The organism is Ochrobactrum teleogrylli (genome assembly GCF_006376685.1).
Classification (GTDB): domain Bacteria; phylum Pseudomonadota; class Alphaproteobacteria; order Rhizobiales; family Rhizobiaceae; genus Brucella; species Brucella teleogrylli.
In genome coordinates this window covers 738,784-760,639 of sequence record NZ_VEWL01000001.1, presented here as the reverse complement: position 1 = coordinate 760,639, position 21,856 = coordinate 738,784, and the positions used below count along the sequence as shown (strand labels likewise).

Sequence of the window (21,856 nt, the reverse complement as noted above, 5' to 3'; positions counted from 1 at the left end):
GCCTATTCATGTCACAATTTCAGTCTTCCGCTGCGATGCGGAAATCTTCGCCACGCTCGTCCGAACGCATGGCGGAAATCGCGCTTGCCATTGGTGGCTTCGGCATCGGCACCGGCGAGTTCGCCATCATGGCACTGCTCCCGGATATTGCACGCGACCTCAACGTCACGATCCCGCAGGGCGGACATCTCATCAGTTCTTATGCACTGGGCGTGCTGATCGGCGCGCCGGTGCTGGCCGTCATCGGCGCGAAGCTCGACCGCCGCAAGCTCCTGTTCCTGCTGATGGGCCTGTTTGCCTTTGGCAATCTCGCCAGCGCTTTCATGCAGGATTATTCCAGCCTTTATATAATGCGTTTTATCGCAGGCTTCCCACATGGCGCTTATTTCGGCGTCGCATCGCTGGTTGCCGCATCGCTGGCCGAGCCGGGCAAGCGCGCGCAGGCGGTTGGGCGTGTCATGATGGGCCTGACGATTGCCACGCTGTGCGGCACGCCGCTGGCAACATGGCTGGGGCAGGTGGCGGGTTGGCGCGCCATGTTCGGCGCGGTCGGCCTGATCGCCATTCTGACCATGGTGATGGTGACGCTTTATGTGCCAAAGCTGCCCGCCGCAGAAGGCGCGTCGCCGCTACGTGAGCTGGGTGCGCTGCGCCGCAAACAGGTGCTGCTGACGCTTGCCATTGGCGCCATCGGCACGGGCGGGCTGTTTTCCGTCTTTTCCTATGTCGCCGCCACCGTGACGGAAGTTTCTCATATCGATGTGAAATGGATGCCGCTGGTCTTTGTCATGTTCGGTCTCGGCATGGTACTGGGCAATATAGTGGGCTCCCGGCTGACCGACCGTTCCGTCATGGGAACCGTTGGGATCGTGCTGCTTTATGACATGGCGGTGATGCTGGCATTCCCGCTGCTGATGCAGCATCCGCTCACCGCTTTCCTCAATGTGCTTCTGGTCGGCGGCGGCTTTGCGCTGGTGCCCGCACTGCAAACCCGCCTGATGGATGTCGCAGCCGATGCCCAGACGCTCGCTGCGGCGCTCAACCATTCAGCGCTCAATCTCGCCAATGCACTCGGTGCATGGCTCGGCGGACTGGCAATTGCATGGGGCTATGGCTGGACATCGACCGGTACGGTCGGCGCGCTTTTGGCTCTGGCCGGTCTGGTTGTGTTCGGAATTTCGATGCTGCTGGATCGGGGAACTGCGACGACGCTTGCCTCACAGGAAAACTGAACAGGTCGCCACAAACAAAAACACCCGTCGCGGGAGGAGCGACGGGTGCTTATGGGGAAGACCGGACAATGGGGGAGGAGGATGTCCGGTCTTTGGATCGCCAGGGAAAAATGGGAGGAGGAAACCCCGGCGATAACTCGTTTGAGCAATTGAATGCCCTGGAAACCATGAGGACCGCGCGGTTTGGAGGTCGCGATCCTGAAAGAAGGCTGATGCCTTCGGATGGCGCTTTTCCCGCTGATTAGCGAGCAGCAGCCTTGCGTGCGACGAACGGAATTTCCGAAGGCAGGATGCCGAGGTCGTTCAGTTCACGTGGGCTCAGGCGGCTCAGTTCGTTTACGGTTGTACGGTAACGGCGCCAGTTGTTGTACGAGCGGATCAGGTTCATTTCTCTCACCTAGTAAAATCTATCTCTCTGTGTTGCAGACAGCATATAGGCTGGTGCGATCTGAAAAAGGAGAGCCAGATTTGCATAGCTGATGTGCAATTAAGCTTGGAGATTGCATGTTTTTTACGCAGATCGGTCATTATGTTATCACAATTGCCGTTCTCCATGGCCAAATCACCAAATTTGATGCCGTACAGAGCCTCCATCGCTATCATTTTCCGCATAGCTAGTGAAAATCTCCGATTTAAACATGTATGTCGGCTGATTCTTGGGCGGCGGGCGCAATGACTCAAGTTTTGTCGCAAAACTTCTGGAAATTGTCGGTTGAAGACTACAATTCTGCATGACTCCCAAAGCGGATTAAGCTAAGGGATTTGTGTCGGGTGCCGAAGCATGCGTTTTACAAATGCTTTTTCACTGTCTGTCTGCGGGAGAGCGCCAAATTGGCCGCCGAAGGGGAAATCGCCCGAAATCTCTCAGGTACAAGGAACCGCAGACGGGTAAGACAACTCTGGAAAGTCGGGGGAAACTCCGCGCCGAAGGTGTAAGTATAGCGCTTTGCTATGCGAGTCTCTCAGGCCTGAGACAGAGGGGCACGAAGCTACCGCATTTTGCGGAAGGCACACGTGCGACTCTGGAGTTGTTATGGGCGATACCGCACATTTGAATATCCTGCCTTTGCAGGACTTGCATGAACAGGCTGGCGCGCGCTTTGGCGGCTTTGCAGGCTGGAACATGCCGATCACCTATCCGCTGGGCGTCATGAAGGAACATCTTCATACGCGTGACCATGCGGGCCTTTTCGACATTTCTCATATGAAGCTGGTCGAAGTTTCCGGCAGCGATGCCGCAGCGCTTCTGGCGGAAACCTGCCCGCTCGACCCGACCGTGCTGAAGCCTGGCCAGTCGAAATACACTTTCTTCCTTAATGACAAGGGCGGCATTCTGGACGATCTCATCGTCACGCGTCTTGGCGAAGACCGCTTCATGGTCGTCGCCAATGCGGGTAATGCCGAGGCCGATATCGAGCATTTGAACGAAGCCGCTTCCGGCAAACAGGTTACGGTCAATCCGCTCGACCGCGTATTCCTCGCCATTCAAGGGCCGGAAGCCGAAAGCGTTATTAACGATGCCGGTCTTACCGGTGCTGCCGATCTCGCCTTCATGAGCGGCTTTGAGCCGAAGCCGGGCTGGTTCATGACCCGCTCGGGCTATACCGGCGAAGACGGTTTTGAAATCGGCCTGCCTGCCGATGAGGCGCGCGCGCTGGCGACCAAGCTTCTCGCCGACGAACGCGTTGCGTGGATCGGCCTTGCCGCTCGCGACAGCCTGCGCCTCGAAGCCGGGCTTTGCCTGCACGGACAGGACATCACGCCGGAAACCGATCCGGTCTCCGCCGGTCTCACCTGGGCGATCACCAAGGCCGTGCGCGAGAAAGCCGCCTTCAACGGTGCCAAGCCCGTGCTCGATACCATTGCCAAGGGCGCTGCCGCCAAGCGCGTCGGCCTCAAGCCGGAAGGCCGGCAGCCGGTACGCGGCGGCGCAGACCTGTTCGATGAAAGCGGCCGCCAGATCGGCACGGTCACATCGGGCGGCTTTGGTCCCTCCGCCGGTTTCCCGGTCGCCATGGGCTATGTCGAGGCCAGCCTCGCCACGCCCGGCACACGTATTTTCGCTGACGTTCGCGGCAACAAGGTTCCCGTTGACGTTTCGGCGCTTCCCTTCACACCGCATCGCTATCGCAAAGGATAATTTCCATGGCCAAAATCCTGTTCACCGAAGATCACGAGTGGATCAGCGTCGAAAACGGCGTCGCCACTGTCGGCATAACGATCCACGCACAGGAACAGCTGGGCGACCTCGTTTTCGTCGAGCTGCCGGAAGTCGGTCGCACCGCCGCCAAGGGCGAGGGCGTCGTGGTTGTGGAATCGGTCAAGGCCGCTTCCGACGTTTATGCGCCGGTTGACGGCGAAGTGGTGGAAGTCAACGAAGCCGTGTCGTCCGATCCGGCTCTGATCAATCAGGCTGCCGAAGGCGATGGCTGGCTGTTCAAGCTGAAGCTTTCGGATGAAGGCCAGCTTTCCGGTCTGCTCGACAAGGCCGGTTACGACGCTCTGGTAGGATAAAGCGATGACCCAGCAGGTTCTTCCCTTTGTTGCCCGTCATATCGGGCCGAGAATTGAAGACGAGCGCGCTATGCTGGCCGCGCTCGGCCTTCCTTCCATGGAAACTCTCATCACGCAGGCCGTTCCGGCGTCCATCCGTCTCAACCGCGCTCTGGATTTGCCAGCGCCGTTGAGCGAACATGCGGCGCTGGCCGAATTGAATGAAATCATGGGCCGCAACGTGGTGAAGAAGAGCTTCATCGGTGCGGGCTATCATGGCGTGCATACGCCGCCGGTGATCCAGCGCAATCTGTTTGAAAATCCAGCCTGGTACACGGCTTATACGCCGTACCAGTCGGAAATTAGCCAGGGCCGTCTGGAGCTGCTGTTCCACTTCCAGACGCTGGTTGCCGAGCTGACCGGCCTACCGGTTGCCTGCGCCTCGCTGCTCGATGAAGCAACCGCCGTTGCGGAAGCTGTCGGCGTTGCCTGCCGTCATCACCGCGACAAGCGCAGCCGCGTGCTTCTGGCGGGCGATCTGCATCCGCAGACCGTCGATGTCGTCAACACGCGCGCCGAGCCGCTCGGCTGGCTGGTTGAGGCTGGCAGCACCGTCGATGACAACACCGCTGCTGTCATCGTGCCGTGGCCGGATACCAAGGGCGTTTACGGCGACTTCACCGGCGTTATCGCCGATGCAAAGGCCAAGGGCGCGCTGGTTATCGCCGTTGCCGACCCGTTGGCGTTGACCATCATGGAAGCTCCCGCGAAGTGGGGTGCGGACATGGCGGTTGGCTCCATGCAGCGTTACGGCGTGCCGATGGGCTTTGGCGGCCCGCATGCCGCTTATCTCGCCGTGTCCGAGCCGCTCACTCGCATCATTCCGGGCCGCATTGTCGGCCAGTCGGTCGATGCGCATGGCCGCGCGGCTTATCGTCTGGCGCTCCAGACCCGCGAACAGCACATCCGTCGCGACAAGGCGACTTCGAACATCTGCACCGCGCAGGCGCTGCTCGCCAATATGGCTGCATCCTATGCCATCTGGCACGGTCCGGCTGGTTTGCAGGCGATTGCCACACGCATTGCCGGTCTTGCTGCCCGTTTCGCTGCCGGTCTCAAGGCCGCTGGCGTTGAAATCGCAGGCGAAAGCCTGTTCGATACGGTTTCGGTCAAGGTCGCCGGCAAGGCCGCGAAAATCGCTGACGAGGCCGACAAGGGCGGTCGTCTGCTGCGCATCATCGATGCCGACACGGTTGGCGTGACCTTCGATGAAACCTCGACGGAAGACGATCTTGCGGCACTCGCCGTTCTGTTCGGCGCGAAGGCGGTCGAAGACGACGCGGTTCTCGTTCCGGGCAAGGGACGCGGTGAGGGCTTCCTGACGCAGGATGTGTTCCATTCGCACCGTTCGGAAACCGAGATGATGCGCTTCCTGCGTCGTCTGGCCGACAAGGATCTGGCGCTTGACCGCGCGATGATCCCGCTTGGTTCCTGCACCATGAAGCTCAATGCGGCGGCAGAAATGATGCCGGTGAGCTGGAACACGGTTGCGAACCTGCATCCCTTCGCACCTGCGGCACAGACCGAAGGCTATGCGAAGATGACGGCTGACGTCGAAGCATGGCTTTGCGAAGTCACCGGCTTTGCAGGTGTTTCGCTGCAGCCGAATGCGGGCAGTCAGGGCGAATATGCCGGACTTCTGGCTATCCGTCACTATCACCAGTCGCGTGGTGAAGGTTATCGCAACATCTGCCTGATTCCATCCTCCGCGCATGGCACCAATCCGGCCAGCGCTTCGATGGCAGGCATGAGCGTTGTCGTGGTCAATTGCCGCCCGGATGGCGACATCGATATCGATGACCTCAAGGCCAAGGCCGAGAAGCATCGCGATAATCTCGCCGCCTTCATGATCACTTATCCGTCGACCTATGGCGTGTTCGAAGAAGGCATCAAGGCTTTCTGCGAAATCGTCCATGACAATGGCGGTCAAGTCTATTTCGACGGCGCAAACCTCAATGCACTCGTTGGCCTTGCGCGTCCATGCGATATCGGCGCCGATGTCTGCCATATGAACCTGCACAAGACCTTCTGCATTCCGCATGGCGGCGGCGGTCCGGGTGTCGGTCCGATCGGCGTTGCCAAACATCTGGTGCCTTATCTGCCAGGCCACGTTGATCTTGGTTCCAAGCACGCCGTTTCGGCAGCTCCCTTCGGCAGCGCGTCTATTCTGGTCATTACGTGGATGTATATCCGCATGATGGGCGGTGCAGGTCTTAAAAAGGCGACCGAAGCTGCGATCCTCAATGCCAACTACATCGCGCATCGCTTGAAGGACGCTTATCCGATCCTTTATACGGGCGCGCATGACCGCGTGGCGCATGAGTGCATCGTGGATACGCGTGTTCTCAAGGATAGCGCGGGCGTAACCGTGGAAGATGTGGCCAAGCGCCTCATCGACTATGGTTTCCATGCGCCGACCATGTCGTGGCCGGTCGCCGGAACGCTGATGATCGAGCCGACGGAATCCGAGCCGAAGTCGGAAATCGACCGTCTTTGCGACGCGATGATCGCCATCGCCGCCGAAGCGAAGAAGGTTGCTGATGGTGTCTGGCCGCAGGATGACAATCCGCTGGCCAATGCACCGCACACGGCAGGCGATACGCTGGCCAGTGAATGGACGCATCCTTACACGCGTGAGGAAGCGGTGTTCCCGGCCATTGCCTTGGGCGGCGAATTCGACGCCACGGCAAAATACTGGCCGCCGGTCAGCCGCGTGGACAATGTCGGCGGCGACAGAAACCTCATCTGCTCGTGCCCGCCGGTTGCAGCCTACGGTTGATTGCCAGTTGGATGACTGAAAACACGAAAGCGCCGCCGAAATGCGGCGCTTTTTTCTGTCCGGTTTGTTGGGGTTTTCAGAAAACGCCGCTTTTGCAATTATCTGCTGATCGCAAATAGAAGAAAACATATCGGACGGATTTATTATGAAGATAATAGTTTTAGTCTTGTCTCTCTTTCCGATCTTTATCGGCTTTTCTTCCAGAGCGGCGTTCGCGAAGGATAATGCTGCCAGATTAGAATCCACATTACAGTGCTGGCGCTACGGCGAGAAATTGTGTTGTTTTGATCATTACGGTGAGAATGTATGCTTCCCGAGAATGTGAAGCATTTATTATAATTCAAATATAGAAGCTCTGCTGCGGTGGAGCTTCTTTTATTTGGCGCTACAGGAATTCAGGCAAAAAAAGAGCCGGACTAGGAAGTCCGGCTTAGTTATGAAGGTGCCACTTGGGCAAACCTCCAGAGGGGAACACTTACCGCGCGCAATGGGAGGAGGCACAGCGGTAAGTAACCCCGATATGGATCAGTCAGCCGCATTGTTCAACCCCTTAGTCGACTTTTTTTGTCGATTTCGGAAGATTATGAACTTTTTCACGGGTTTATGATCGCGCTACCGCAATGCAAACGGGGGTTGTGTTTCATTTCGGTTCAGGTTGCGGCGCAGAAAAATTCAAAATCTTTTCCGTGGGATAGGGCGTGAGTCGCCCGGGCCTGTCTGCCACGGTTCGTCAGCCGTGCCTTAATTGCTCCCATAAACGCATGAAATCGTTAGAATAATTCTAAAACATTCCTAGCGTGGTCATGTTCATTTGTCTTGCAGTGGGTGTAAGCTAATTATAAAAGGTGACCAATTGACGAAGGCTTAGGCTGATCGAGAACTGGTCAAAAGGGGCGGGCCGGTTTCTCTGTCTGTTTGGATAGAACGAAATGCTCGTACCGTTTCTCATCATGTTCCGCGAAGGCGTGGAGGCAGCGCTGATCGTTGGTATCATCGCGAGCTATCTGCATCAGACGGGACGCAGCGCCTGGATGCCCGTTGTCTGGATCGGCATTCTTCTGGCGCTTGCCATGTCGCTGACCGTTGGCGCGATCCTGCAAATTCTGAGCGCAGAGTTTCCGCAAAAGGCGCAGGAACTGTTCGAAGCCATCATTGGATTGATCGCCGTTTTCGTGCTGACTTCCATGGTGTTCTGGATGCGCAAGGCCGCGCGCTCGATCAAGGCCGAGCTGCATCATTCCATCGATGCTGCTTTTGAAACGCCGACGCATAAGGGCGTCGGCCTTATCCTGATGGTGTTTTTCGCTGTTGCCCGCGAGGGGCTGGAGTCGGTCTTCTTCCTGCTGGCCGCATTCCAGCAAAGCGAAGGCGCTGCCGCCCCGCTTGGCGCGCTTCTGGGTGTGCTGCTTGCCGCTGTCGTCGGCTATGCCATCTTCAAGGGTGGTTTGAAGCTCAATCTGCGCCGTTTCTTCCGCTGGACTGGCGTTTTCATCCTGATTATCGCCGCCGGTATTCTGGCCAATTCGGTGATGGCGTTGCATGAAGCCGGTCTCTGGAACCATTTCCAGACGGTGGTTTTCGACGCAAGCGACATTCTACCGCTGGACAGCACGCTCGGTTCGGTTCTGGCCGGTATCTTCGGCTATATCGCAACGCCGACGGTTAGCGAAGTCGTGGCCTATGTCGCCTTCCTTGTTCCAGCACTCGTTCTTTTCCTGATGCCATCCTCCGCGCCTGTTCAGGGCGCTGAGGCCAAGCATAGCGCTTAGTCGAAGAGATTTTTCATGACGAACCCTAAAGCCACCGAACCTTTCTCCCGCAATCTGGTTCGCATCGGGCTGGTGCTGGCCGTGCTGCTGCTCGTGGCGGCGGGGGCGGCCTTCTATTATGCCTCGCGCGTTTCGGACAAGGCGCGTCATGCCGATGCCGAAGGCAAAATTCAGGTGGCGATCAATGCGAAAAGCTGCGAACCGAACGAGCTGTCCGTTCCGGCCGGGCGCTCGGTGTTTGAGATCGTCAACAAGTCCGACCGCACCGTCGAATGGGAAATTCTCGACGGCGTCATGGTGCTGGAAGAGCGCGAAAATATCGCGCCCGGTTTCAAGCAGACAATCACGGCAAAGCTCGCGCCCGGCGAATATCAGATCACCTGCGGCCTGCTGTCCAACCCGCGTGGCAAGCTGACGGTGACGCCGTCCGCTGCCAGCGATGCCGAGAAGGGCAAGAAGCTGCCACTGACCGCCTTCATCGGCGCGTTGGCGGAATACCAGATTTATCTTGCAGCAGAAGTGGCTGAATTCCAGAAGGAGACAGGCGATCTGTCGGCTGCTGTCACCAGCGGCAATCTGGAAGCAGCGCAGGCCGCCTATGGTCCGGCCCGTGCCGCCTATGCCCGCATTGCGCCGGTTTCCGAAGCCTTCTCCGATCTCGATACGGCCATCAATGCGCGCGCTGATTATTTCGAAAAGCGTGAACAGGATGCTGCTTTTGGCGGCCTGCATCGTATCGAATACGGGCTGTTCGAGCAGAAATCGGCAGACGGTCTGGCCCCGGTCTCGGACAAGTTGGCACAGGATGCCGGTGCCTTGAAGGAGCGTATTCGCGCCCTGCGCATTTCGCCGGATCGCATGCTCGCTGGTACTGCATCGGCGCTTAATCGCTTTGCTTCGACGGCGGGCGATACGGGTGAAGACCGCTATGCCCACACCGATTTGCACGCATTCGCCGGTCTCGTTGAAGGCGCGGCCAAGACGGTGGATGTGTTGCGTCCCATCGTGGACAAGGTCGATGCGAAGGCATTTGATGGCATCGACAAGGAACTGGCTGCGGTGAAGGCTCTTTTGAGCGCCAATGCCGAAGGCAATGGTTTCAAGACCTATGACAATCTTTCGTCTGATGAAAAGGCGAAGATCAAGGACGGCGCCGCTTCGCTCGCCGCCCAATTCTCTAAACTCCGCGATCAATTGGGAGTGGATTAATGACCAAGAAATTTTTGAAAACCGATAATCCTGTCTCACCTTCACGCCGCGCATTGCTGCTGGGCGCTGGGGCAACCGGCGTTGCCGGCGCAGTGGCGGGCGTGTTGAACCCGCAGCCGGCCCATGCACTGTCTTCCGACAGCGTGACCAACGCGCCGGAAAGCGACAAAATTCACGAAAGCCAGCCGTTCCATGGCGTTCACCAGCCGGGCATTGTCAATGCGCGTCCGGCAGCCGGTCTGGTTGCCGCTTTCGATGTTCTGGCGCGGGATCGCGGTGAACTTGAGCGCATGTTCAAGCTCCTGACCGAGCGCGCGGCCTTTCTGATGAAGGGCGGCGAGCCGCCGGTGCTCGACGCAAAATTTCCGCCGTCTGATTCAGGCATTCTCGGCCCGACGGTGACGCCGGACAATTTGACGATAACGGTCGCGCTCGGCAATTCGCTGTTCGATGACCGTTTCGGCCTGAAGCCGATGAAACCGAAGCGCCTTCAGCGCATGACCGGCTTCCCCAACGATGCCTTGCAGAAGGATATCTGCCATGGCGATCTGATGATCCAGTTCTGCTCCAACACGCCGGACACCAATATTCACGCGCTTCGCGATATTATGAAGAATATGCCGGACTTGCTGATGGTGCGCTGGAAGCAGGAAGGCACTGTGTCGGTGCAGCCGCCGCATTCGCCGAAAGCCAAGGAAAGCGCGCGTAACTTCCTCGGTTTCCGCGATGGTTCGGCCAATCCGGATGCATCCGACAAGAAGCTGATGCAGCAGGTTGTCTGGGTGCAGAAGGAAGGCGACGAGCCGGATTGGGCCGCCAATGGCAGCTATGTCGCGGTGCGCATCATCCGCAATATGGTGGAGCGCTGGGACCGCACGCCATTGCAGGAGCAGGAGACGATTTTCGGTCGTCGCAAGGATAGCGGTGCGCCGTTCGACGGTAAGACAGAAGCCGATGTGCCGGATTTTGCCAAGGATCACGATGGCAAGGTCACGCCGATGGATTCGCATATCCGTTTGGCCAATCCGCGTGATGCCAAGGCGCATGAGAACCTGATCCTGCGCCGTCCGTTCAACTATTCGAACGGTGTCACCAAGTCGGGCCAGCTCGATATGGGGCTGCTGTTCATTGCCTATCAGGCCAACCTCGAAAAAGGTTTCATCACGGTCCAGAACCGCCTCAATGGCGAGCCGCTGGAAGAATATATCAAGCCCATCGGCGGCGGATATTTCTTCGCGCTGCCGGGCGTGACGGACGATCAGGACTATTACGCGCGTGGATTGCTTGCGGCGAGCGGGCCGCAAAACGCCCGCGGGTGAGGTGGAGGCATTTCCCCCACAACTGCCCAAGCTGTTTGGAGAAATGCACAAACAAGATGACAGAGCGTTTTGACGGTTGAGGCCGGAGCGCTCTGTCCATCATCATGGAGAGGCTAAACATGAAGTATCGTCTGCCCCTGTATGTTTCTGGGCTTGCTTCGGCTTGCGCCGTCGCGCTCTCGCTCAGCTTCGGCGCTGCCAAGGCCGAGGTTTCGCCGCTGGACCTCGTCCAGCCGATTGCCGACTACAAGGTCTATGTGCAGGAGCACCTCGACATTCTGGTGAAGGACACCAAGGCTTTCACGGATGCGATCAAGGCTGGCGATTTGGCGAAGGCCAAAGAACTCTATCCGTCTTCGCGCGTCTCCTATGAAAAGATCGAGCCGATTGCTGAACTTTTCGCTGATCTCGATGCGTCTATCGACAGCCGCGCCGACGATCATGAAAATGGTGAGAAGTCGGAAGATTTCACCGGCTTCCACCGCCTCGAATATGGCCTGTTCGCACAGAACACGACCGATGGCCTGACGCCTTTTGCGGACAAGCTCTATGCCGATGTTCTGGAACTCCAGAAGCGTGTAAAAGACCTGACTGTTCCGCCTGAAAAGGTCGTGGGCGGTGCAGCCGCACTCATGGAGGAAGTGGCTGCTGGCAAGATTTCCGGCGAAGAAGACCGTTACAGCCACACCGACCTTTGGGATTTCAAGGCCAATGTCGATGGCGCGCAGAAGATCGTCGAGTTGTTCAAGCCGCTGATCGAGAAGGAAAATCCTGACCTGATCAAGAAGGTCGAAGCCAACTTCAAGACCGTTGACGATATTCTTGCCAAGTACAAGAAGGGCGACGGCTACGAAACCTATGACAAGCTGTCGGAAGACGACCGCAAGGCGCTTGCCGGTCCGGTGACGACGCTGGCCGAAGACCTGTCCACGCTGCGCGGCACGCTTGGCCTGAACTAATCCGTTTCAGCAATGGAAAATGAAAATGGCGGGCAATGCCCGCCATTTTCTTTTGGTCAGATCGCGCCCGGATAGACTCTGACGGGGCGATTGTCCTTGACGGATTCCATCACCACGAAGGTCGATGTGCTTGCCACATTGGGCAGGCTGGAAATCTTCTCGCCCAGCACTTCGCGATAGCGACGGATATTTGGTGTACGCACTTTCAAAAGATAATCGAACGAGCTCGCGATCATGTGGCACTCTTCCACCTCGCGTATCTTGCGCACCGCCGTGTTGAAGGCGTTGAGCGCCGCCTCGCGTGTGTCGGACAGTTTAACCGTCGTGAAGGCGATGTGATCGATGCCAAGTTTCTCCGGATCGATAGCCGCGCGAAAGCCCAGAATATAGCCTTCATCGACCAGCCTTTTCAGTCGCGCCTGACATGGCGTCTTGGAAAGACCGACCTTTTTAGACAGCTCGGTTACCGGAATTCTGCCGTCTTCGCTGAGAACTTCCAGAATGCGCCGGTCGAACTGATCCAGATCGTCTATAGACTCTATCTTTCGCATTCATTTTGCCTTTATAGATCGCGATAATAAGATCGTTTTTCCTTTATATGGTTCAAATCAAGGCAGAATGCAATTTGCGCCGATGATAGTGTGCACCCAAATAAAACAGAGGTAAACTGGGCGTTACGCCCGGGCCTGTTCTCTTTTGCGAGCCTTGCACCATGACCGATAAAATTCCAGCTCCCACAAATCCGGTTTTCCAGAATTTTGCGCCGCCGATCCGCGAGCAGAGCGCTCTGCGTCAGATCATCACGAGCGCCTATCGTCGTTCGGAAGCGGAATGCGTGACGGCTCTGGTTGAGCAGGCGACACTGCCGGATGAAACCCGCAAGGCGGTGCGCGCAACGGCGCGCAAGCTGATCGAGGCGCTGCGCGCCAAGCACAAGGGCACCGGCGTTGAAGGTCTGGTGCATGAATATTCGCTGTCGAGCCAGGAAGGCGTGGCGCTGATGTGCCTCGCCGAAGCGCTGCTGCGTATTCCAGACATGGCGACCCGCGATGCGCTCATTCGCGACAAGATCTCTAATGGGGACTGGAAATCCCATATCGGTGGCGGTCGTTCGCTGTTCGTCAATGCGGCAACCTGGGGTCTCGTCGTTACCGGCAAGCTCACCAACACCGTCAATGATCGCGGCCTTTCGGCTGCGCTGACGCGCCTGATCGCCCGTTGCGGCGAGCCGGTTATCCGCCGTGGCGTCGATATGGCCATGCGCATGATGGGCGAGCAATTCGTCACCGGCGAAACCATCGACGAAGCACTGAAGCGCGCCAAGCCGCTGGAGGAGCGCGGCTTCCGTTACTCCTACGATATGCTGGGCGAGGCCGCGACCACCGCTGCCGACGCCGAGCGCTACTACAAGGATTACGAAACCGCCATTCATGCCATTGGCCGCGCTTCCGCTGGTCGCGGCATCTATGACGGCCCCGGCATTTCCATCAAGCTTTCGGCGCTGCATCCGCGTTATGTCCGCTCGCAGAGCGAACGCGTCATGGGTGAATTGCTGCCAAAGGTGAAGGCACTCGCGGCCATCGCCAAGTCCTACAATATCGGTCTGAACATTGACGCCGAAGAAGCTGACCGTCTGGAACTGTCTCTCGATCTGTTGCAGAGCCTGATCGAAGATCCGGATCTGGCCGATTGGGAAGGCATCGGCTTCGTGGTGCAGGCCTATGGCAAGCGCTGCCCGTTCGTGCTCGATTTCATCATCGATCTGGCCCGCCAGAACAAGCGCCGTGTCATGGTGCGTCTGGTGAAGGGCGCTTATTGGGACGCCGAAATCAAGCGCGCGCAGGTGGACGGTCTGGAAGACTTCCCGGTCTATACCCGCAAGGTGCACACCGACGTTTCCTACATTGCCTGCGCTCGCAAGCTGCTGGCGGCAACCGATGCCGTCTTCCCGCAGTTCGCGACCCACAATGCGCAGACGCTGGCGACGATCTATCACATCGCCGGCCAGGATTTCAAAACCGGCAAGTTCGAATTCCAGTGCCTGCACGGCATGGGTGAGCCGCTTTATGACGAAGTTGTCGGCCCGTCCAAGCTTGGCCGTCCGGCCCGCATTTATGCGCCGGTTGGCACGCATGAAACGCTGCTGGCCTATCTGGTGCGCCGCCTGCTCGAAAACGGCGCGAACTCATCCTTCGTCAATCGCATTGGCGATGAAAATGTGTCCGTCGATGAGCTGGTCGCCGATCCGGTCGAGGTCGTGCGCTCCATGGCCGTCGTCGGTGCACGCCATGACCAGATTGCGCTGCCGGAAGGTCTCTATGGCGCTCGCCAGAATTCCGCTGGTTTCGACCTGTCCAACGAAGTGACGCTCGCCGCGCTGAGCAAGAAGCTTGAAGCGACGGCAGATCGCAGCTGGACGTCCGAGCCGCAGGTTGCAGGCGTCAAGGTAAAGGGCGCAAGCCGCCCGGTTCTGAACCCCGGCGACCGTGAAGACGTTGTCGGCACGGTTACGGAAATCGATGTGGCGGATGTTGCCAAGGCTATGACCGTCGCGAAGACCGCGACTGCAAGCTGGTCCGCCGTTGCGCCCACCGAACGCGCCGCCTGCCTCGATCGCGCCGCTGATATCATGCAGCGCGACATGCCGGAACTGCTCGGCCTCGTGATGCGTGAAGCGGGCAAGTCCATGCCGAACGCCATTGCCGAAGTGCGCGAAGCCATCGACTTCCTGCGCTATTATGCCGAACAGACCCGCCGCACATTTGGCGTTGCGCATAAGGCGCTCGGTCCTATCATCTGCATCAGCCCGTGGAACTTCCCGCTCGCTATCTTCACCGGCCAGATTGCAGCCGCGCTTGTCGCTGGCAATCCGGTTCTGGCGAAGCCTGCCGAAGAAACGCCGCTGATCGCGGCGCAGGGCGTGCGTATCCTGCACGAAGCCGGTATTCCCGCTGACGCGCTTCAGCTCCTGCCGGGCGATGGTCGCATCGGTGCGGCACTGGTTGCAGCGTCGGAAACCTGCGGCGTGATGTTCACTGGCTCGACGGAAGTTGCGCGACTCATTCAGGCGCAGCTTGCTTCGCGCCTGCTGCCAAACGGCAAACCGATCCCGCTGATCGCCGAAACCGGCGGCCAGAACGCCATGATCGTCGATTCTTCGGCTCTGGCCGAACAGGTTGTCTTCGACGTGATCGCTTCTGCCTTCGACAGTGCCGGTCAGCGCTGCTCGGCGCTGCGTGTACTCTGCTTGCAGGAAGATGTGGCCGACCGCATTCTGGCCATGCTCAAGGGCGCGCTGCGCGAATTGTCCATCGGGCGCACCGACAAGCTGAAGGTTGATATCGGGCCGGTCATCACCGATGAAGCTAAGGGCATCATCGAAAAGCATATTCAGGGCATGCGTGAGCTTGGCCGCAAGGTCGAGCAGCTTCCGCTTGGACCGGAAACGGCTAAGGGCACATTCGTTGCACCGACCATCATCGAAATTGAAACGCTGCGCGATCTGAAGCGTGAAGTGTTCGGCCCGGTTCTGCATGTGGTGCGCTACAAGCGCGACGACATGGAGCGCCTGATCGATGATATCAACGCCACGGGCTATGGTCTGACCTTCGGTCTGCATACGCGCCTTGATGAAACCATCGCCAATGTCGCCGACCGTATCCGCGTCGGTAACATCTATATCAACCGCAACGTCATCGGTGCGATTGTCGGCGTTCAGCCGTTTGGTGGCCGCGGCCTGTCCGGCACCGGCCCGAAGGCGGGTGGTCCGCTCTATCTCGGACGTCTGGTTGATACCGCTCCGATCCCGCCGCGCCATAGCTCGGTACACACCGATGCAGCGCTCAAGGATTTCGCGAAGTGGCTTGGCCAGCGCGGCATGAACGATCTGGCGCAGGCAGCGCGTGAGACGGGCAGCGTTTCGGCGCTCGGTCTCGATATCGAGCTGCCGGGTCCGGTTGGTGAACGCAACCTCTATGCGCTGCATCCGCGTGGTCGCATCCTGCTGGTGCCGCAGACCGAGATAGGTCTCTATCGCCAGCTGACAGCAGCGCTTGCCACCGGCAACACGGCGGCAATCGACGCGGCTTCCGGCTTGCAGGCCAGCCTGAAAGACTTGCCTGCCAGCGTTGCCGCCCGCATCAGCTGGAGCAAGGACTGGCAGGCGGATGCGCCTTTCGCCGGTGCGCTTGTCGAGGGCGACGGTGCGCGTATTCTCGAGGTCAACCAGAAGATCGCGGGGCTGCCGGGACCATTGGTTCTGACGCAGGCCGCATCGACGGAAGAACTGGCCGCCAGGGACGATGCTTACTGCCTCAACTGGCTGTTGGAAGAGGTCTCGACCTCGATCAACACGACCGCTGCAGGCGGCAATGCCAGCCTGATGGCAATCGGCTGACCGGTCTCGCTCTTGAAATTGAAAAAGGCGGCTTTCGAGCCGCCTTTTCGGATTTTTCAGGCATTTTACGGATTATCGCGCTGATAAATCCAGTCGTGGTCGGGATGGTTCTTGAAGCGCCATTTGCGCAAAGGTCCGGCCATGACGTTGAGATAATACATTTCATAGCCATAGGGCGAGCCGCAGGGGTGGTGCCCCTTCGGGACCAGCACGACATCACCGTCTGAAACAGCCATTGTTTCATCAAGGCTGCCGTCTTCGGTGAAGACGCGCTGGATGCCATAGCCCTGTGCCGGATTGAGCCGGTGGTAATAAGTCTCCTCCAGATAGGTCATATCCGGATAATTGTCCTCGTCATGCCGGTGCGGCGGATAGGACGACCAGTTGCCCTGTGGCGTGAAAACTTCCGTCACCAGCAGGCTGTCGGCAACATCGCGGCCTTCCATCGCGATATTGTGGATGTAGCGCGTGTTGGCGCCCTTGCCGCGCTGCTCCAGCGTCAGGCCTTCGGGGCCAAGTTTCTGCGCCTTGCGTCCGGGCTTGCCGGGTGCTGTGCAGACGGCGAGGACGCAATCGCTTGTCGCTATGGCTATCCAATCGCTTTCGGCCGGAACATAGACGCAATGCGGGGGCAGCTTGTCGAACACGCTCATGCGTTCGCCCATTTCGCCAAAATCTTCGCCCGATGCGGTGATTTTGGCCTTGCCTTCCACCAGCACCAGAATGACTTCGTTGACATCGGTCCGCTCGGAGACCGTGTCGCCCGGTTTCAACCGGTAGAGACCGAAACCGACATAACCCCATTCGGCACTTTCCGGCGTGATGTCGTGGACTTTGCCATGCGTGCCTTGCGGCTTGCGTAACAGATTGGCCATGTCTCAGTCTCCCTTGTCGAGCCCTGCGTCCCTGGCGAATGCTTTCAGCGATTTCAGCCCCAGCGTCTGATATTCGAACGGGTTGCGAATATCCGGGTCCTGTTCGGCTTCGATGACGAGCCAGCCCTGATAGCCGTGTTCGGCAGCTTGCTTGAGAACAGGTACGAAATCGACCGCGCCTTCCTTGTCGCCCGGAACCGTGAACACGCCGCGACGCACCCCTTCAAGGAAGGAAAGGCTTTGGTCGCTGACTTCGGTTGCAATAGTCGGGCGAACATTCTTGGCGTGGATATGGCCGACGCGCGCCATATGCTTTTTTGCTGCGCGCTCAGGATCGCCACCGCCAAACAGGCAATGCCCGGTGTCGAGCAGGAGTTTCGTCGCCGGGCCAGTATGGTGCATCAGCAGGTCGATTTCGTCCTCGCTTTGCACGATCGTGCCCATATGGTGATGATAAACGAGCGCAATCCCCTGTTGAGCCGCATGAGCTGCGAGCGCTTCGACGCCAGCGCCGAAAGTGGGCCAGCGCGCTTCTTCCAGCACGGGGCGTTCGGAAAGCGGCTTGTCGTTATCGCCGTGAATGGCGTTGGAGGTTTCGCAGACGATGATGACCTTCGAGCCCATGGCCTTCAGAAGGTCAAGCGCGGGCTGCATCGCGGCTTTCTCGTCTTCGACCGAATTGACGAGCAGGTTGAGCGAGTGCCAGCCGGAAACATAACGCAATCCGCGCGGCTCCAGCACAGCCTTGAGCGCTTGTGGTTCCTGCGGGAATTTGTGGCCCTTTTCGATGCCGTCGAAGCCGATTTTCGCCGCTTCATCCAGGCATTGATCCAGCGTGATATGCGCGCCGAGGCTGCGGTCGTCATCATTGGACCAGGCAATGGGATTGGTGCCGTACAATATCATCGGTCAGTTTCTTTCTTTCAGCTGAGCTTCATAGTCGCGGCGGGCAGCGCGTACCTGTTCGCGCTCCGATACTTCCGGCACGGCAACATCCCACCACCAGCCTCCGGTGTCAGGCGTCGGATAGGGATCGGTATCGATGACGATCACGCTTGTGCGTGGGCTTTCGCGTGTTTCGGCAAGGGCCGCTTCCAGCTCCGTGATCGACGTAACCTTGCGCGTATCCGCGCCCATGGCGCGGGCATGCGCGGCGAAGTCGATCTGCGACGGGTTCACATGGGCGGCATGGTCGAGCAGATTGTTGAATTCCGCGCCACCAGTGGCCATTTGCAGCCGGTTGATGCAGCCAAAGCCGCGATTGTCCGTCAGGACAACGGTGATTTTCTGGCCCAGCATCACGGCGGTGGCGAGTTCGGAATTTGCCATCATGTAGGAGCCATCGCCAACCATGACGATGACGTCGCGGTCCGGCTCAGCCATCTTGATACCAAGGCCACCCGCAATTTCATAGCCCATGCAGGAGAAGCCATACTCCATGTGATAGGACATGGCGCGCCCGGCCTTCCAGAGCTGGTGCAACTCGCCCGGCATCGTACCGGCTGCACACATGACAACCGTATTGTCACGCGACTGGCGCTGCACGGCACCGATCACCTGCATGTCGGTGGGCAGGGCATTGCCCTCCGTTGGTGCAGCGGTGATGCGGTCGGCATCGGCAAACCATTTGTCTTTCAAGCGTGTATCGACCGGCTGGCGCTTGTAACCTGAAAGCGCCGCGTCAAGCGCCTGCAACCCGATCCGCGCATCCGCCACCAGAGGCAATGCATTGTGCTTCGCACCGTCATAGGGCTGGACGTTGAGCGACAAGAGCTTGCGGCCCGGATGCTTGAACAGCGCCCATGAGCCGGTGGTGAAATCCTGAAAGCGGGTCCCAACGCCGATCACCAGATCCGCTTCGGCGGCAACAGCATTGGCGCTGTCGGCACCCGTCACGCCGACCGGACCGAAGTTGAGCGGATGATCCCATGGCAGCGCGGATTTCCCCGCCTGTGTTTCGATGACGGGAATGCCATGCGTTTCGGCAAATTGCTTCAAAGCCTCATGTGCGCCGGAATAATGCACGCCGCCGCCTGCGACGATCACAGGCTTGGATGCGTTGCGGATTGCGGCGATGGCGGTTGCGAGCTCCAGTTCATCCGGCGGAGGGCGACGCCAATGCCAGACCTTTGGCGCGAAGAATTCCAGCGGCCAGTCATAGGCTTCCGCCTGAACATCCTGACAGAAGGCGAGTGTCACCGGGCCACAATCGGCTGGATCGGTCATGGTGCGGAAGGCGCGGGGCAGGGCGGTGAGAAGCTGTTCCGGTCGGGTGATGCGGTCGAAATAGCGGCTCACCGGGCGGAAACAGTCGTTGACGGTCATGGTGCCGTCGCCGAAATCCTCGATCTGCTGCAGCACGGGATCGGGGCCGCGATTGGCGAAGACATCGCCGGGAATAAGCAGAACGGGCAGGCGGTTCACATGGGCCAGCGCTGCCGCCGTCACCATATTGGTCGCGCCGGGGCCAATGGAGGATGTGACGGCGCAGGCGCGTTTGCGGCCAAGCTGCTTGGTATAGGCGATGGCCGCATGGGCCATGGTCTGCTCGTTATGGCCGCGCCATGTCGGCAACTGCTCGCGGATGCCGTAAAGCGCCTCGCCCAGCCCCGCCACATTGCCATGACCGAAAATAGCCCATACGCCCGCGATGAATGTGTCGCCTTCCGGCGTCATCTGGTTCGCTAGATAACGTACCAGCGCTTGCGCGGCAGTCAGTCGAACGGTTGTCATGTCTCCTCCCGAGATATGAATCAGTGTCTGCGCAGTTTGTCCCAGACATCGCACAGGTTTTTGTAGCGCGCGACCATTTCGGCAACGGCCTCATCATCGCTGATCTTGCCATTTAGCCATTTGCGCGCTGCGTCACCGAAGATGGTTCTGCCGACCGCAAAGCCTTTCACAAGATCGAAGCCTGCCGCTATTGCGAGGCTCGATTCCAGCTCCTCCGCTGGCGCATCAAGACCCAGAACCACGATGCCACGCGTGTAAGGATCGTTGCGGGTGATGGCTTCACAGGCATTGGCCCAGGCCGCCTTGGTCTTCATCGGTTCCAGCTTCCACCAGTCAGGATAGACGCCGATATCGTAGAAGCGCTGGATGACGCGCGCGGTGGTCCCGTCATCGACCGGCCCGGCCTTGGACGGAATGATCTCCAGCAGAAACTCCAGCCGGTTGCGGCGCGCCGCCGTGAACAGCCGTTTGACGGTCGCTTCCTGCTCGGCCTTCATATCCGCCGTATCGTCCGGGTGGTAGAAACAGAGAAGCTTCACCACATGTTCCACCGGCCATTCTACGAGCCCGCCGCAATCGGCTCCGAGGTCTGGTTCCAGCTTTAGCGGACGCGAACCCGGCCATTCGGTCGGGCGCCCGATCCATAGGCCGGAGCCAGCCGCCCGGTAGAGCGCGTCACGACCCAGCCTGCCATCGCAGAGAATGCCATAGCCGCCGCTTCCGCCGGAAACCTGCAAGGCGGCGTCGAGGCAGAGACGTTTGAATTCGCCGATCTTGGTGTTATCCACGCCGGCCTCGGCAGCCATTTCTTCCAGCTGGATGCGATGATCGAAAGCGAAGACCCGCATATGCGGCCAGATACCGTTGCGGTTGGTGGACCAGTGCACCTGTTCCAGTTGCGCATCCTTGCGCAGCGCATGATTGCGAATGCCGTTGCGGAAGAAATATTGCATTTCTTCGAAGCTTGGATAAGCAGGCGTGCAGCCATGTCGGGAGACGGCGAAAGCACCACAGGCATTGGCAAATTTCAGACTGGTCGGCCAGTCCTCGCCCTTCAGCCAGCCGCGCAACAGTCCGGACATGAAGCCATCGCCCGCGCCCAGCACATTGAAAACTTCGATGGGAAAGCCTTCTCCGCTCTGCCCCTTGTCGAGATTGTCCGGAATAGCGCCTTCGAAAACCACTGCGCCCATCGGCCCGCGCTTGCAGACAAGAACGGCATCGGTGATCTTGCGCACAGCGGTGAGGGCTGCAAGCGTATCGGTCGAGCCGCCTGCAATGTGAAACTCTTCCTCCGTGCCTACGATGAGGTCGAAAAGCGGCAGGCTCGATTGCAGCTTGGCGGTGACGGCAGCAGATTCGATGAAACGGTTTTCGCCATCGCCATGCCCTGACAGACCCCAAAGATTGGGGCGATAGTCGATGTCGAGCGCGGTGCGGCTGCCATTCTGGCGCGCAAGGCGCAGCGCCTTGAGGACAGCGGCTTCCGTGCGCGGATGCGACAGATGGGTGCCGGTTGCAAGCACACACCCAGCCTCAGCGATGAAATCCGGGTCGATATCATCTTCGCAAAGCGCCATGTCGGCGCAGTTCTCGCGGTAGAATATCAGCGGAAAATGCTGCTGGTCGCGGATGCCTAGAATGACCAGTGCGGTCAAACGTTGCGGATCGGTGACGATGCCGCGGGTGTCTACACCTTCCCGTTCCAACTCGCGCAGCAGGAATCGGCCCATATGCTCATCGCCGACCCGCGTGATCAGTGCGGATTTGAGGCCGAGCCGGGCGGTGCCCGTTGCGATATTGGTCGGGGAGCCGCCGACATATTTGTTGAAGGAAGCCATATCTTCGAGAAGGCCGCCGATCTGCGCGCCATAGAGGTCCACCGAAGACCGGCCAATCGTTATCAAGTCGAGCGGCTTCTCCATGAAATGCGCTTCCTCCCTCGGCACCTCTTATGATGACCGCAATGCGATTCTGTGCGCATAGCAGTTATTCCATTTCAGATTAAAATGGATTTATTATTCCATTTCAA

At 58.9% G+C, this 21,856-nt stretch carries 15 protein-coding genes and 1 riboswitch; of the genes, 9 read left to right on the top strand and 6 right to left on the bottom strand.

Annotated features, from left to right (window positions below):
* The first annotated feature begins 8 nt into the window (after positions 1 to 8).
* A complete protein-coding gene (locus FIC94_RS03345; RefSeq protein ID WP_140023915.1) occupies positions 9 to 1,232 on the top strand; it encodes an MFS transporter in 1,224 nt (407 codons plus the stop codon).
* 241 nt (positions 1,233 to 1,473) lie between these two features.
* On the opposite strand, the gene FIC94_RS03340 is transcribed toward FIC94_RS03345, so the two are convergent.
* Complete coding sequence (locus tag FIC94_RS03340; RefSeq protein WP_078336788.1) at positions 1,474 to 1,620, bottom strand: DUF1127 domain-containing protein; 147 nt, start codon at positions 1,618 to 1,620, stop codon at positions 1,474 to 1,476.
* 418 nt (positions 1,621 to 2,038) lie between these two features.
* A riboswitch (glycine riboswitch) is annotated at positions 2,039 to 2,123 on the top strand.
* A gap of 142 nt (positions 2,124 to 2,265) precedes the next feature.
* Between FIC94_RS03340 and gcvT the strand changes: the two genes are divergently transcribed.
* The 7 genes from gcvT (at position 2,266) to efeO (FIC94_RS03305) (ending at position 11,820) form a co-directional block, all read left to right on the top strand.
* Positions 2,266 to 3,372, top strand: coding sequence for a glycine cleavage system aminomethyltransferase GcvT (gene gcvT / locus FIC94_RS03335; RefSeq protein ID WP_140023914.1), 1,107 nt, complete (start codon positions 2,266 to 2,268; stop codon positions 3,370 to 3,372).
* Between the two features lie 5 nt (positions 3,373 to 3,377).
* On the top strand, positions 3,378 to 3,746 hold the full coding sequence (gene gcvH, locus FIC94_RS03330; RefSeq protein WP_140023913.1) for a glycine cleavage system protein GcvH: 369 nt from the start codon (positions 3,378 to 3,380) through the stop codon (positions 3,744 to 3,746).
* Between the two features lie 4 nt (positions 3,747 to 3,750).
* Entirely contained in the window at positions 3,751 to 6,564 is a 2,814-nt protein-coding gene (gcvP, locus tag FIC94_RS03325) for an aminomethyl-transferring glycine dehydrogenase (RefSeq protein WP_140023912.1), read from the top strand.
* Positions 6,565 to 7,493: 929 nt separating this feature from the next.
* Positions 7,494 to 8,333, top strand: coding sequence for an iron uptake transporter permease EfeU (gene efeU / locus FIC94_RS03320; RefSeq protein WP_109367188.1), 840 nt, complete (start codon positions 7,494 to 7,496; stop codon positions 8,331 to 8,333).
* A 15-nt stretch (positions 8,334 to 8,348) separates the two neighbouring features.
* A complete protein-coding gene (efeO, locus tag FIC94_RS03315; RefSeq protein ID WP_140023911.1) occupies positions 8,349 to 9,542 on the top strand; it encodes an iron uptake system protein EfeO in 1,194 nt (397 codons plus the stop codon).
* The gene (gene efeB, locus FIC94_RS03310) at positions 9,542 to 10,861 is read left to right on the top strand and encodes an iron uptake transporter deferrochelatase/peroxidase subunit (RefSeq protein ID WP_140023910.1); all 1,320 of its coding nucleotides are present in this window, start codon (positions 9,542 to 9,544) and stop codon (positions 10,859 to 10,861) included. The genes efeO (FIC94_RS03315) and efeB overlap by 1 nt, the downstream gene beginning before the upstream one ends.
* A gap of 119 nt (positions 10,862 to 10,980) precedes the next feature.
* Complete coding sequence (gene efeO, locus FIC94_RS03305; RefSeq protein ID WP_109367191.1) at positions 10,981 to 11,820, top strand: iron uptake system protein EfeO; 840 nt, start codon at positions 10,981 to 10,983, stop codon at positions 11,818 to 11,820.
* Between the two features lie 56 nt (positions 11,821 to 11,876).
* Here the strand turns inward: efeO (FIC94_RS03305) and FIC94_RS03300 are convergent, their stop codons facing one another.
* Entirely contained in the window at positions 11,877 to 12,371 is a 495-nt protein-coding gene (locus tag FIC94_RS03300) for an Lrp/AsnC family transcriptional regulator (RefSeq protein ID WP_109367192.1), read from the bottom strand.
* A 161-nt stretch (positions 12,372 to 12,532) separates the two neighbouring features.
* On the opposite strand from FIC94_RS03300, the gene putA reads away from it, so the two are divergent.
* Positions 12,533 to 16,216 (top strand): trifunctional transcriptional regulator/proline dehydrogenase/L-glutamate gamma-semialdehyde dehydrogenase, encoded by a 3,684-nt coding sequence (putA, locus tag FIC94_RS03295; RefSeq protein WP_140023909.1) that lies wholly within the window; start codon positions 12,533 to 12,535, stop codon positions 16,214 to 16,216.
* A gap of 65 nt (positions 16,217 to 16,281) precedes the next feature.
* Here the strand turns inward: putA and iolB are convergent, their stop codons facing one another.
* The 4 genes from iolB to FIC94_RS03275 are packed head-to-tail and all read right to left on the bottom strand — an operon-like array spanning position 16,282 to position 21,749.
* Complete coding sequence (iolB, locus tag FIC94_RS03290; protein ID WP_140023908.1) at positions 16,282 to 17,091, bottom strand: 5-deoxy-glucuronate isomerase; 810 nt, start codon at positions 17,089 to 17,091, stop codon at positions 16,282 to 16,284.
* 3 nt (positions 17,092 to 17,094) lie between these two features.
* On the bottom strand, positions 17,095 to 17,997 hold the full coding sequence (gene iolE, locus FIC94_RS03285; RefSeq protein WP_140023907.1) for a myo-inosose-2 dehydratase: 903 nt from the start codon (positions 17,995 to 17,997) through the stop codon (positions 17,095 to 17,097).
* Between the two features lie 3 nt (positions 17,998 to 18,000).
* Positions 18,001 to 19,824, bottom strand: a complete 1,824-nt coding sequence (gene iolD / locus FIC94_RS03280) for a 3D-(3,5/4)-trihydroxycyclohexane-1,2-dione acylhydrolase (decyclizing) (RefSeq protein ID WP_140023906.1) — start codon at positions 19,822 to 19,824, stop codon at positions 18,001 to 18,003.
* A 20-nt stretch (positions 19,825 to 19,844) separates the two neighbouring features.
* Positions 19,845 to 21,749 (bottom strand): bifunctional 5-dehydro-2-deoxygluconokinase/5-dehydro-2-deoxyphosphogluconate aldolase, encoded by a 1,905-nt coding sequence (locus FIC94_RS03275; protein ID WP_140023905.1) that lies wholly within the window; start codon positions 21,747 to 21,749, stop codon positions 19,845 to 19,847.
* Between the last annotated feature and the right edge of the window lie 107 nt (positions 21,750 to 21,856).